This is a genomic window from Leucobacter alluvii (assembly GCF_039530485.1).
GTDB classification, from domain to species: domain Bacteria; phylum Actinomycetota; class Actinomycetes; order Actinomycetales; family Microbacteriaceae; genus Leucobacter; species Leucobacter alluvii.
In genome coordinates this window covers 238,748-251,355 of record NZ_BAAAOP010000003.1, presented here as the reverse complement: position 1 = coordinate 251,355, position 12,608 = coordinate 238,748, and the positions used below count along the sequence as shown (strand labels likewise).

The 12,608-nt window shown below is 66.0% G+C and carries 8 protein-coding genes; 2 read left to right on the top strand and 6 right to left on the bottom strand.

What is annotated here, in order from left to right:
- Window positions 1-4 precede the first annotated feature (4 nt).
- Together ABFX18_RS03155 and ABFX18_RS03150 are read right to left on the bottom strand one after the other, a co-directional pair.
- Window positions 5-211, bottom strand: coding sequence for a hypothetical protein (locus ABFX18_RS03155; RefSeq protein WP_090150007.1), 207 nt, complete (start codon window positions 209-211; stop codon window positions 5-7).
- The gene (locus ABFX18_RS03150; protein WP_346057399.1) at window positions 211-1,614 is read right to left on the bottom strand and encodes a glycosyltransferase family 2 protein; all 1,404 of its coding nucleotides are present in this window, start codon (window positions 1,612-1,614) and stop codon (window positions 211-213) included. The genes ABFX18_RS03155 and ABFX18_RS03150 overlap by 1 nt, the downstream gene beginning before the upstream one ends.
- A 179-nt stretch (window positions 1,615-1,793) precedes the next feature.
- On the opposite strand from ABFX18_RS03150, the gene ABFX18_RS03145 reads away from it, so the two are divergent.
- Window positions 1,794-2,183: a GntR family transcriptional regulator gene (locus ABFX18_RS03145; RefSeq protein WP_090150013.1), complete on the top strand. Its 390-nt coding sequence runs from the start codon at window positions 1,794-1,796 to the stop codon at window positions 2,181-2,183.
- A gap of 39 nt (window positions 2,184-2,222) precedes the next feature.
- Here ABFX18_RS03145 and ABFX18_RS03140 read toward each other — a convergent pair whose 3' ends face one another.
- Window positions 2,223-4,592 (bottom strand): glycosyltransferase family 2 protein, encoded by a 2,370-nt coding sequence (locus tag ABFX18_RS03140; protein ID WP_346057353.1) that lies wholly within the window; start codon window positions 4,590-4,592, stop codon window positions 2,223-2,225.
- A gap of 289 nt (window positions 4,593-4,881) precedes the next feature.
- On the opposite strand from ABFX18_RS03140, the gene ABFX18_RS03135 reads away from it, so the two are divergent.
- On the top strand, window positions 4,882-6,510 hold the full coding sequence (locus ABFX18_RS03135; RefSeq protein ID WP_090150016.1) for a chitinase: 1,629 nt from the start codon (window positions 4,882-4,884) through the stop codon (window positions 6,508-6,510).
- A 61-nt stretch (window positions 6,511-6,571) separates the two neighbouring features.
- Here ABFX18_RS03135 and ABFX18_RS03130 read toward each other — a convergent pair whose 3' ends face one another.
- From ABFX18_RS03130 to ABFX18_RS03120, 3 genes are all read right to left on the bottom strand, one after another.
- Window positions 6,572-9,163, bottom strand: a complete 2,592-nt coding sequence (locus tag ABFX18_RS03130; protein ID WP_336662886.1) for a DEAD/DEAH box helicase — start codon at window positions 9,161-9,163, stop codon at window positions 6,572-6,574.
- Window positions 9,160-10,593 carry a DUF2130 domain-containing protein gene (locus tag ABFX18_RS03125; protein ID WP_346057352.1) on the bottom strand — a complete coding sequence of 478 codons (1,434 nt, stop codon included), beginning with the start codon at window positions 10,591-10,593 and terminating at the stop codon, window positions 9,160-9,162. The genes ABFX18_RS03130 and ABFX18_RS03125 overlap by 4 nt, the downstream gene beginning before the upstream one ends.
- Before the next feature lie 106 nt (window positions 10,594-10,699).
- Complete coding sequence (locus ABFX18_RS03120) at window positions 10,700-12,565, bottom strand: ABC transporter ATP-binding protein (RefSeq protein ID WP_346057351.1); 1,866 nt, start codon at window positions 12,563-12,565, stop codon at window positions 10,700-10,702.
- Between the last annotated feature and the right edge of the window lie 43 nt (window positions 12,566-12,608).

Below are 12,608 nucleotides of genomic sequence, written 5' to 3'. Positions count from 1 at the left end.
TCGGTCAGTCGGCCGCCTCCGGATAGATGCTGCGCGTCTCGGCCCTGCGATTGCGGCCGCTGCTCTTGCCACCGAACCTGATGATCGGAACGAGTTTCGAGACGCCGAGCACCACATAGATGAGCGTGTTGATCGCGACGACGGTGGCGAACACTCCGAACCAGTCGGAGTAGAGAATCTCCTCGGGGAACAATAGGCCTGTGCGGTGCATCAATGCGACTCCTGTTCGATCATGCTCGCCGTTCGCCCGGTGCCGTGCTCGACGTGCTTCCAGGTCGGTACCCGCCCGAGGGAGATCTCGAACACTCCCTTCAGGAAGGCGAGGTTCAAGAAGCAGTCGTAGACGAGCTCGGGGAAGATGAGTACCGCGAGCGCACGCGCGCGCCATCCGCCCCGCCAGACGGTGACCACGCGTTCGACGGCGAACACGAGGCCGATGCCGAGCCAGAACGGGAACCACACCCAGGAGTCCATCGCGGTGAGCATTAGGAACATCAATCCGAAGTAGGCGAAGAGCGCGAACACGCCGTACCCGATCGCGATCTGCTGCGCCCAGTACCTGACTGTCTGCGGCGTCACCCCGTACGCGCCCAGGTTCTCGAGCGCCCCGCGCTGCCACCGCAGCCGCTGCGCCCACAGCATGCGCCAGGTCGGCATGAGCTCCGTCGTCACCTGGCATTCGGCGGGAGAGACCATGAGTCCGCCGAGCGACTTGATGGCGATGGTGAGCTCGTTGTCCTCGGTCAGCGCGAACGTATCGTACACCTCGCCGAGATTTCCAGGGATGGGCGACCCGCGCGCGTTCGCGACCTCCCGCAGCGCAATCGAGCGGAACGCGGTTCCCGTTCCGGTGAGCACGAACACGCGCCCCTCGCGGCGTTCGATCTCACGCTGATATCTGAAGTACTCGTTGCGCTGGAACTGCCCCAGTACTCCGTGCCCGGCTTCGCCTTGGAAGAGTCCGGCGACGGCCATGAGGGCCCGGTCTGCGGTGAAGCGCTGCACCGCAGTCGCGATGAACTGCGTGCTCAGCTGCGTATCGGCGTCCATGACGAGCACCGTGTCGTTGTCCCCCATCTGCGGGAGCTCCCGGGCGAGCACCTGGTTGAGCGCCCCGCCTTTCTTATGGACGTTCGCCGTCGTCTCGAACACTTCTGCGCCGAGACGACGGGCGACCGCCGCGGTCCCGTCCGTGCAGTTGTCGGCCACGACGATCACGCGGTCCGGCAGACGGTGCTGCTGCTGGAGGGAGGCGAGGGTCGCCGGCAGCGAGGCCTCCTCGTTATGGGCCGGGATCACGACCGTCACCGTGATCTCGCCGGCGAAGACGCCTCTCGACCGCGCCATGATGGCCTTGGGGGCGAGCGAGCGCTTCGCCACCTCGAGTGGCGTGCGGCGATAACGTCGCGACACCGCTCGCTCGGTGAAGACCACGATGAGCACGAAGGCCACCGCGGTCGCGAGGGCGATTGCCAGGACTCTCGGCGGGGGCAGCTCAGCGTTGTACATCACCGTCCACGCGCCGGCGAGCGTCAACCGCTCGGGCTGCCAGATCGATTCGGGGTGCGAAAGATCGACGCCCCACACGAGCACCGCCACCCCGGCCAGCACCATCACGATCACGAGCAGTCCGACACACCGCTGGAAAAAACCCCCGCACTTCGGCCCCCTTCGCCTCGCGCGACGGCCAGACCCCGCGGCCGCCGCATCGCGTCCAGTTGTACGGCCAGTCTAGGGTGCCCGAGAGAGGTTTCGTGCGGCGCGGATATGCCGGGCGCGGATACGCTGTCCGTATGAGTGATCCCGCATTCGACCTCTTCGCCATCGACGCCGGATCACCCGAACCGCCGTACCGCCAGCTGCATGACGGGGTCCTCCGAGCGATCTCCAACGGACGCCTGGCGCCCGGCGCGAAGCTCCCGACCGTTCGCGGGCTGGCGGCGCATCTCGGGCTCGCAGCGAACACCGTCGCCTCCGCGTACCGCGCCCTCGAGTCGACGGGTGTCATCGAGGGACGCGGGCGGGCGGGGACCTTCGTTTCGCTGGGCGATGACCCCGTCGATGCGGCGGCGCGCGGGGTCGCGCTCGACGCCGTCGATCGACTGCGCGGTCTCGGCATCACCGGCGACCGCGCCGTGCGGCTGCTCACCGATGCTGCGCGAGGCGACGCCGTCGCCGAGTGACGCAGCCCTTCCATCCCGGCGACCGCTGGGCGCGGGCCGCTACTGACCCGCCCGTTTCGCCGCGGAGTTCTGCTCCGCAGCCGGAGCGATCACCGCGGCGACATCGGTCTGGGTGCTCGGCGAGGCGAGGGTGACCTCGTTCACCGTGCCCCGCGATCCGCTGCCCGTGCTGAGCTCGGACACGGCCGTCACCTCCTTGCGCACGCCCCCGAGGCGACGGCGGCGGTCGCTCGTGCGCACCAGGTCGCGGCGCAGGCGCCGATCGCCGTGGTACAGAATCGCCTGCCAGTTGACTTCGGCATCGGGATCGACGAGGCTCTTCCGCTTCGTCTTCGGCGGTTTCGGCGCGACATACAGCCAGCCGACCACGCCGAGCACCGCGTCCACGATCGCCGCTCGCACGCCGATGTAGGAGACGGCGGCCCAGGTCGCCATGACGGCGTTGAAGCCGGCGAAGATGAAGTTGCCCCAATTGCCGAGGTTCAAGTCGCGGTAGGCCGTGAGCACCGAGAACGCGATGATGACGAATGGCAGGATCACGTAGATCGCGGGCGATGCCGTGCGGCCGGTGACCTTCGGGGTGCGCGCGAAGGGAATCTTCTCCCCGGTGACCCCCTGCTGCATCGATTTCAGCACACCCGCGAGATTCACGGGCAACAGCACGAGGTTGAAGCCGTAGATGCGGAAGATGTCGCTGAGGCGATGCCCGCTCGCACGCAGATCGAGCGCCTGCGAGATGAAGTACGGCAGCGCCGCGGCGACCACCAGGGGGCTGAGGAGTCGCGAATCGAACGGGAAGAAGAGCAGGAAGATGAGGCCGAAGCTCGCCCACGCGAGCGATGACATGTAGTTCGTGCGCAACAGCTTCTCCGTGAGACGCACTCGTGCCGGGGTGCCCTTGCGGATACGGATCATCTCGACCAGTTTCGGCATGATCAGCAGACCGCCGTTCGCCCAGCGACGGCGCTGCACGATGAGTGAGCCGAAGTCGGGCGGGGTCGCACTGTAGCTGAGTCGCTCCGGGTAGTTCTCGAGTGACCACCCGTGGGCGCCGAGGTCGATGCTCGACTCAGTATCCTCGATGACGGTGCGGTCTTGCACGTACGTGGTGATCTCGAAGCCGCCAACGGTCTCTGTGACCGCGATGTCGGCGAGGGCCTCCTTGCGGATCACCGCGTTGGCGCCCACCCAGAAGGTCGCATTGAAGTACGTCAGCCCCTGGTGCTGGATGTGCTGCAGGTCCGTGGTCGCACCGGCGATGCGCTCGATGCGCGTCGGGGCGCCCCGGAAGGAGGAGTACGGCGTCTGCGTCACGGCGACCCGCTCGTTCTCGGGCTGCTCCAGCAAGTACACGAGGCGCACGCAGTAGTCGCGGAGCAGTTGCGAGTCGGCATCGAGCGTGAGCAGGTAACGACTGTCGGGCACCACCAGATCGGGAGTCGACTCGTCGCGGTCCCTCAGCGGTTCGAGCAACCGCACACCCGTCTCATCGGAGACGCGGTAGCGCCCGCCCATCAGCGAGATGTACGAGTTCAGGTTCATCGCCTTGTTCGGCTCCTGAGACAGCGACGCGTACTTCTTGCGCTCGAAGGAGCTCATGTCTGCGCTGAAGATCCAGACGAGCCGCCGGTACAGCTGCTCGAGGCGCCCTCGGTCCGGCGATCCCCCCTGCTCGTGGGCGGCATTCAGCGCGAGTCGCGTGAGACGCAGATCGTTGGAGAGGCCGAGAAGCACCTGCTCCGCGAAGAACTCGGCCATGTGGTCTTCGATCTTCTCGGCTGCTGCGAATTCGTCGAGCCACGTCGCCGCGGCCGCGTACGCGTCGGCTGCGCGCTTCGCGTCCTCGGGGCCGGGAGTCTCGGGCGTCAGCTCCTCGAACACCCGCATCGCTTCCCGCGACTGCCGGAGCGGGGTCTCGAGCGCTTCGGCGATCTCGCCGAGCAACCCGCGGGTGTGATTGAGGCGATCGAGCGCCTCCCCTTCCAAGCCGGTGTCCTTATCGTCGATGAGCAGGACGACGCGCACCGAGGGGAACTCCTGCAGGGCAGCTGACCAGAGCGTGTACCGCACCACCTCCGGCTCCTCGTCGTAGCTCGGGATCAGGACCGTGACGTCGGCGTCCGACTCGGCGAAGTGCTCGTCGATCAGAGCGCGTTCGACGCGGCGGTGCTCTCGGAAGCGCACGAGTGCGCCGTAGCGGGCGGTGAGGTACATGAGTGCCGAGAAGGTGAGCGCGGTGACCGTGAGGCCGTAGATCCAGGTCTGCACGTGGAAGATGAACGATTCGGTCGGGCCTTCGATCACCATCCGCACGATCGTCGTGATCATGTAGATGAACCATGCGAGCACCGTGATGACGATGGCCGCTCGCGCCCAGATGACGGCCCCGCCGCTCGGGCGCGAATGCATGATCGCCAGCGGTTCGGAGCGGCGCTCCGCGCCCCATTGCCGGCGCCGTGACGACGCCGTTGTTTCCTCAGCCACCCAAACCCCCGTTTGCCTGTGCCCGCATCTCGATCCACCCGCGAATGCGTGCTGCACTCGGGGGTCGCTTCGCGGGTGAATCCTCCCAGGGAACCCGAAATACGCGGTTCTCCACGGGACAGCGTGTTAGCGCTCGTATAGCATAGCTGATGGCAAGATTCGATTCAGGCGGTATCCCAGACCCACCGGGCGAGGGCACGGGCGAGGGGCTGTCATGGCGAAGTGGTATCCGGGCAGAAAACTGTCTCTGGCGCGTCTCAGTATTGTGCTGGTGGTGATCGCCGGACTCGTGGGCGGCGGCGTGTACGCCTGGTCTCGGGTGCAAGACGTGCAGGTCGCGTCGGAACGCACGCCGTGGTTCGACGCATATGTCGACGTCACCGCGACGCCGATGTTCCCGTTCGAGTCGCCGGGTGAAGACGGGCAGAAGAATGTCGTGCTCTCCTTCATCGTCGCAGCGCCCGACGACGAGTGCAGCCCGTCGTGGGGCGGCTACTACGACATGGATGAAGCTGAGAGCTCCCTCGACCTCGACCGCAAACTGCAGCGCCTCCGCAATCTGGGCGGGTCGGCCATGGTCTCCTTCGGCGGTCAGGCGAACCACGACATCGCCTACGCCTGCGAAGATCAGGACAAACTCGTGGATGGGTACACGAGCGTGGTCGACCGTTACGATCTCGCGAGTATCGACATGGACATCGAGGGCGCATTCCTGGCTGACGAGGCCGGGGTCGCACGGCAGGCCGAGGCGATCCGTGCGGTCCAGGATGACCGGGAGAAGGGCCTCGACGTGTGGCTGACCCTTCCGGTCGCACCCGATGGGCTCACCTTCGAGGGATTGCAGGCGATTCGAACGTATCTCAAGGCAGGCGTGGATCTCGCGGGCGTCAATGTGATGACCATGAACTACAACTCGGAGACCGAGAAGGCGTTCTACCCCGCCGTCGAGAGCAGTCTCGAGGCGACGCACTCGCAATTGCGCTCGCTCTACCAAGAGATCAACGCCCCGATCGGTGCGGCGACCGCGTGGAGCCGGGTCGCTGCGACGCCGATGATCGGGCAGAACGATACCCGGAAGGACATCTTCACGATCGCCGACGCGGAGAAGCTCTCGGCGTTCGCCGACGAACGCGGGATGGCGCGCATGTCGATGTGGTCGCTGAACCGCGATCAGGAGTGCTCCGCGAACTGGCCGGACCCGAAGCAGGTATCCGATTCGTGCAGCGGCATCGTGCAGGAGAAGGGCGACTTCTCGAAGATTCTGCGTGAGCAGCGCGCCGGCGCGATCTCGCAGGTCGCCGAAGCCGTTGAGAGCGACGGACCGGTGGAGCCCGTCGAGGACGATCCGGATACGAGCCCGTACCCGATCTGGAGCGAGACCACCGCGTACCCGGCCGAGACGAAAGTCGTATGGCACCGCAACGTCTACGAGGCGAAGTGGTGGACGGAGGGCGATCAGCCCGACCTGGCGGCGGAGAACGGTTCGCAACCGTGGCGTTTGCTCGGCCCCGTGCTTCCGGGTGAGAAACCGATCGAGCGTCCGAAGCTGCCTGCTGGTGCGTACCCGAGTTGGGATGCTGCGAAGGAGTATCGACGAGGCGAACGCGTCGTCTTCGAGGGCGACGGCTTCGAGGCGAAGTGGTATTCCCGGGGCGACAGCCCCGATGCGGCGCTCGTCCAACCGCAGGATTCGCCGTGGCGCGCGCTGACGGATGCTGAGATCGCGGAGGTCACGGGCTCATCGAACGAGGCATCGACCGGGGCGAACGGTTCCGGCGCCGCCGTGCAGGCCGATGCTTCGAGCGATGCGGCGGGCGACGGAGCTGGCGACGACGGCCCGTAGACCAGTAGAACAGGATCGCGAGGCGGGGTCGGAGCATGGCGCTCCGACCCCGCCTCGATCTTCATCCGGCGAACGGGCCGACGCGCTCGACGCGCACGACGGGTTCGCCCTCTGCTTCGGATTCGGCGAGGTCGACAGAGCCTTCGATGGCCCAGTCGTGGTCGCCGTTCGGGTCGAGCAGCACTTGCCTGAAGCGCCAGAACCCTTCGGGTGCGCTGCTCCGGTCGAGTTCGAGGAGGGACGCCGCGCGCGCATCGGCGTCGACGCGGATGTCGTCGTACTCGTCGTAATAGCCGGCGAGGGCGTCGCGCCATTTCTGCTCGCCGAAGCCGCGAGCCGCGTCGAGTTCGGCCAGTTCGTCGTAGCGCTCGAAGGCGGCCGCCTGGACGCGCCTGAAGAGTGCGTTGCGCAACATGACGAGGAATGCGCGCTGGTTGGTGAGCACCGATCGTGTCGGCGGAGCGAGCGCGACGGCTGCTTCCGCTCCGTCGACATCGAGGCCGAGCAGGGCCCGCGCCCTGCGGTGCGCGTCCGGGTCGGGGTTCGAGAGCGCTTCCCACTCGTCGATGAGGCTGGAGTCGACCTGTCTCACGAGTTCGCCGAGCCAGTCGATGAGTTCCTCGAGCTCGGGGCTCTTCGCCTGCTCTGGCACGGTGCGTTCGATGGCGCGGAAGGCGTCGCTCAGGTACCGCAGCACTCCGCCCTCCGCCCGGCCGAGCTGATAGAACGAGACGAGATCGCGGAACCCGAAGGCGCGCTCGATCATGTCTCGGACGACGGACTTGGGGCGGAGCGCGAAGTCGCGCGCCCACGGCACCTCCTTCAGGTACTCGGTGAAGGCTTCGTCGAGCAGTTCTTTGAGCGGTTGAGGGTGCGTGACCGCCTCGAGCAGTTCCATCCGCTCGTCGTACTCGATGCCCTCCGCCTTCATCGCCGCGACGGCCTCTCCGCGAGCCTTGTGCTCCTGCGCGCGGATGATGGCCCGAGGGTCTTCAAGAGTCGCCTCGATGATCGAGATCACATCGAGGGCGTAGGTCTCGGACTCGGGATCGAGGAGTTCGATCGCTGCGAGCGCGAACGGCGAGAGCGGCTGGTTCAACGCGAAGTTCGACTGCAGATCGACGGTGAGTCGCAGCAGGCGCTGACCCCGTTCATCGACGTGGACTTCGACGATGCCGCCTTGTCGCAGCGTACGGAAGATCGCAATCGCGGTGCGCGCATGGGCGTACTGCGCGGGGCGGGGTTCGTGGCTGTCGAAGACGAGCGTGCGCATCGTCTGGAGCGCGTCTCCCTCGCGGGCTTCTCCGCGCCCGATGACGCCGAGCACCATCGAGTGCGTCACCCGCATGCGGCTCACCAGTGGCTCCGGCTGGGAGCCGACGAGCTTCTCGAGGGTGCTTTCGCTCCAGGCGATGAACCCCTGCGGCGGTGATTTCTTCTTCGCCGGCTTGGCCTTCTTCCCGCCCGTCGCCTTCGCTGCCGCTTTCGCGGCTGATTTCGCGTTCTCGACCTCGTGCTCCGGGGCGAGCGCGACCACGTCGCCCTCGGTGTCGAATCCAGCGCGCCCGGCTCGTCCGGCGATCTGATGGAACTCTCGAGCGGAGAGTCGTCGCATCTTCTCACCGTCGAATTTGGTGAGCGCTGTGATGACGACGGTGCGAATCGGCACGTTGATGCCGACCCCGAGCGTGTCGGTGCCGCAGATCACACGGAGCAGACCGCGCTGAGCGAGTTGTTCGACGAGCCTTCGGTAGCGGGGCAGCATGCCAGCGTGGTGCACGCCGATACCCGAGCGCACGAGGCGTGACAGGGTCGAGCCGAACCCCGTGGAGAAGCGGAAATCTCCGATGGCGGCGGCGATCTCGTCGCGACCGGCACGATCGACGATGCGGATGCTCGACAGTGCTTGCGCCTGTTCGACGGCGTGGGACTGGTTGAAGTGCACGAGATATGCGGGCGTCTCGCGATCCTCGATCAACTGCTCGACGACCTCGTGGGCGGGCGCGACCTCGTAGGAGAACGTGAGCGGAACCGGCCGCTCGACGCCCGTGACCAGCGCTGTGTCGCGCTGGGTACGTCGCGAGAGGTCGTCAGCGAGTTCGGAGACATCGCCGAGCGTGGCCGACATCAGGAGGAACTGGGCGTCGTTCATCAGCAACAACGGCACCTGCCATGCCCAGCCTCGTTCCGGTTCTGCGTAGAAGTGGAACTCGTCCATCACCACCTGCGTGATGCCGCCCGCACTGCGATCGCGGATGGCGAGGTTGGCGAGGATCTCTGCTGTGCAGCAGAGGATCGGTGCATCCGGGTTGATGGACGTGTCCCCCGTCACCATGCCGACGCGATCCGCACCGAACACGTCGACCAGATCGAAGAACTTCTCACTGACGAGCGCTTTGATCGGCGCCGTGTACACCGTGCGGCGCCCTTCTGCGAGCGCGATGAAGTGCGCCCCGATCGCGACCAGCGATTTTCCGGTGCCCGTCGGCGTCGCGAGAATGACGTTGCTGCCGAGGGCGATGCCGAGCACCGCTTCCTCCTGCGCCGGGTAGAGACGGAGTGCGCGCTCCTCCCACGCCCACTCCTCGAACGCGGCGAATGCCTCGTCCGACTCGTCGAAGTGCGTGGAGTCGAGAATCGTTCCCAGATTCATGTGCGTGCGCTCCTGTCGGCGTCTGCCCCCGCTGTCGCGTCTCCGCGCTCCAGCTCGGAGAACTTCGTCTGCATCGTCGGGTTGCCGCGCGTCAGCTTCTTGATGGTGACCCCCTGGGCCTTGTCGTTGGCGAGGCGCAGGTTGTTCTCGGATTTCAGTAGATTGTCTTTCACCTTCTGCATCTCGGCGATCGACGTATCGATTCGTTTGATCGCTTCCTGGAACTGGCGCGATGCCAGGTCGTAGTTGCGGCCGAAGGCGTCTTTGAAGCTGTCGAGTTCGCTCTCGAAATGCGTGATGTCGATGTTCTGCGATTTCACCTGCTCGAGCTCGGCCTTGTACTTCAGTGAGTTGAGTGCCGCGTTCCGCAGCAGTGTGATCAGCGGGATGAAGAACTGCGGCCGAATCACGTACATCTTGGGGTAGCGATGGGAGACGTCGACGATGCCGCCGTTGTACAGTTCGCTCTCGGGCTCGAGCAGCGACACGAGCACCGCGTACTCGCATCCCTTCTCGCGCCGGTCCTTGTCGAGCTCCTTCAAGAAATCCTCATTGCGGTGCTTGGTCGCGGTGCCATCGGATTCGTTCTTCATCTCGAACATGATCGAGACGATCTCGATGTTACTGAGATCGAGATCTCTGAAGATGTAGTCGCCCTTGCTCCCGGTGCGCGCGTCGTTGTCCTTCTCGAAGTACGCGTTGGGGAACGCCGTGGCTCTGATCTGGTTGAAGGTCACCTCGCAGTGCTGCTCGAGGGTCTCCCCCACCATCTTCGTCGAGAGCCGCGCCTTGAAGTCCTTCAGCCGTTCGATCTCGCCGTCGCGGTCCCTGAGCTGCAACTCGTGATACTCCTTCAGGGAACGCTCCGCGAGCTGCTTCTCGAGGGCAGCGCGTTCCAGGTTGTTCTTCAGCTCGTCGCGTTCTCGAGCGACGACACTCACCGCCTCGGAGAGCTCCAGCTTCTGACTGAGCTCCATCGAAGCGAGCTTCGCCCGCGCACTCTGCAGTTCCCGCTCCTGTGCGGCGATCCGCTGCTCCGCCTCAGCCGCGAGCTTCGCTTCGGCGAGCTCGATCGCGGTCCGCTGCTCGCGCTTCGCCTGGTCGAGCTCGCCGGCAAGCGCGTCGCGATCCTTCTCGACCGCGCTGAGGGCCTCGGCCACCGCGAGCTTCTGCGCCGTGGCGCTCGCTTCGATCCGCGCCCGCAGCTGCTGGATCTCCGCTGCTTTCGCCGCCTCGGCCTGCTGCAACCGACCCGCAGCCGCGGCCTCGGCCAGCTGCACCGCCTGCTGCTTGTCGTGCTCCGCCAGTGCCAGACGTTCGTGCAGCTGCGCCTCGAACTCACTGTCTCGCACCTGCTTCACGATGTCGGCGTACCCGGCTTCGTCGACGGTGAACGCCTTGCGGCAGTGCGGGCACATGATCTCGTGCACGGGAGCCTCCTTCACGAACTCACGAGCGGTCGCCGGGCGGTCGGTGACACACGACAAGACTGTCATAGACCCCGGACATCGGCGGCGACGCGCTCTCGCTCGGGCCTCACCCCACCACGTCGAGTTCGCGGAGCCGCTTGCGGTCGGAAGACGAGGGCGACGCCTGCAGGGCGAGCAGCTCCGAATAGATGCCTCCGGAGGCTGCGAGTTCCGCCGGCGTGCCGATCTCATCGATGCGTCCGTCGCGCAGCGTGAAGATCCGATCGACCTCCGCGATCGTCGACAGTCGGTGGGCGATGATGAGGGTGGTGCGACCCACCATGAGGTCTTCGAGCCCCGCCTGCACCATCCGCTCCGATTTCGTATCGAGGGCCGAAGTCGCCTCATCGAGCACGAGGATCGGGGCGTCCTTCAGCATGGCGCGCGCGACCGCGATGCGCTGTTTCTGCCCGCCGGACAGCTTCACGCCCCGCTCGCCGATCACCGTGTCGTAGCCCTGCGGGAACTTGCGCACGAACACGTCGACGGCCGCACGGCGCGCCGCTTCGTCGATCTCCTCCCGCGTCGCCTCCGGTCGACCGTACGCGATGTTCTCCGCGATGGTGCCCGAGAACAGCGCCGGCTCCTGGAACACGACTCCGATGTTCCGTCGCAACGACTCGAGATCTGCTCCGGATCCCTCGACCGAGATCGACCCGGAGCGCACGCCGTAGAGTCCCATGAGCAGGTTCGTCAGTGTGGTCTTCCCGCCGCCCGATTCCCCGACGAACGCCACCCGCTCCCCCGGGGCCACATCGAACGTCACATCCGAGAGCACGTTCGCATCGTCGTCGTAGCCGAAGTGCACACCGCGGAACGAGATCGCAGCGGCCGGTGCCTGCTCCGGCTCGGCGCCCGGCGCTACCGCCGAGCGGGAGCCGCTGGCGTCGCGATCGGCGTTCACGGGCCGGGTCCCCCCGCCGTCGACGTCGCGAGGGTCGAGATCCATGACCTCGAAGTACGACTTCGATCCCGCGATCGCCCGCTGCGCGGTGTCGACGACCCAGCTGAGACTCGTGACGGGCTGCCGCGCCATCGACATGAGCTGCACCAGCATCACCATCTCGCCGAGCGTGAAGAAGCCGAGCACCGTGCGCACGAAGATGATCGTGTACAACCCGAAGAAGATCGCGTGCAGCACGCCTTGACGGAGTGCGTCCATGCGATGCCAGTGCTTCGACTGCTCGGCGGTGAGCGACTCGGTCGACCGGAAGCGGCTGCTGAACGCGTTGAGCTCGCGGCGCTCGCTCACGAACGACTTGACCATGCGCATCTGGCCGACGACCTCGGCGAAACGACCGGAAGCGACATCGACGTGATCGTTCTTGTCGCCCTCGAGACGCTGCCAGCGGCGGCTCGTGAGCGCGGTGAGCCACAGGTAGACCGGGTAGGCGATCGCCAGCAGCACGGCCAGCGGCCAGTAGTACCACGCACTGATTGCGAGCACCGCGATGGTGGTGAGGATGAGTGTCACGAACATGTTCGAGAACGACTTCATGAAGTTCGTGATCTCGGAGATCGACCGGTTCAGGCGCGCCACGATCGTGCCGGTCAGCTCATTGTCGTAGTAGCGCTGCGGCAGCGAGAGCAACTGCTCGAAATACCGCGTCGACAGAATCGTTCGCATCTTCGCGCTCATCACGTCGCCCCAGTAGCCGCCGACGTTGCCCACTGCCGCTTCGATCAGGCTGACCGCGAGCAAGGCCACCGCGAGCAGGATCACCGTGATGATCGTCGACCGCGTCGCACCGGGGGCCGCACCACCATCGCTCGCCCCCGCGCTGAGCGCCTCCGAGATGACGTCCGTCGCCCGGCCCGTGATGAACGGGACCGCCAGGCCCGCCGCGGTCACGATCGCGGCGGCGATCATGATGCCGGCGTAGTACGGCGCGAGTGATCGCGTGAATTTCAGTATGCGGATCAGCACGGTCACGTCGTGAGCGCCTCCTTCAATGGTGTCGGAAGGTGCAACGTAC

Coding starts and splice junctions, on each gene's coding strand:
- ABFX18_RS03155 (WP_090150007.1), bottom strand. CDS start 211: ATGCACCGCACAGGCCTATTGTTCCCCGAGGAGATTCTCTACTCCGAC.
- ABFX18_RS03150 (WP_346057399.1), bottom strand. CDS start 1,614: ATGGTGCTGGCCGGGGTGGCGGTGCTCGTGTGGGGCGTCGATCTTTCG.
- ABFX18_RS03145 (WP_090150013.1), top strand. CDS start 1,794: ATGAGTGATCCCGCATTCGACCTCTTCGCCATCGACGCCGGATCACCC.
- ABFX18_RS03140 (WP_346057353.1), bottom strand. CDS start 4,592: ATGCATTCGCGCCCGAGCGGCGGGGCCGTCATCTGGGCGCGAGCGGCC.
- ABFX18_RS03135 (WP_090150016.1), top strand. CDS start 4,882: ATGGCGAAGTGGTATCCGGGCAGAAAACTGTCTCTGGCGCGTCTCAGT.
- ABFX18_RS03130 (WP_336662886.1), bottom strand. CDS start 9,163: ATGAATCTGGGAACGATTCTCGACTCCACGCACTTCGACGAGTCGGAC.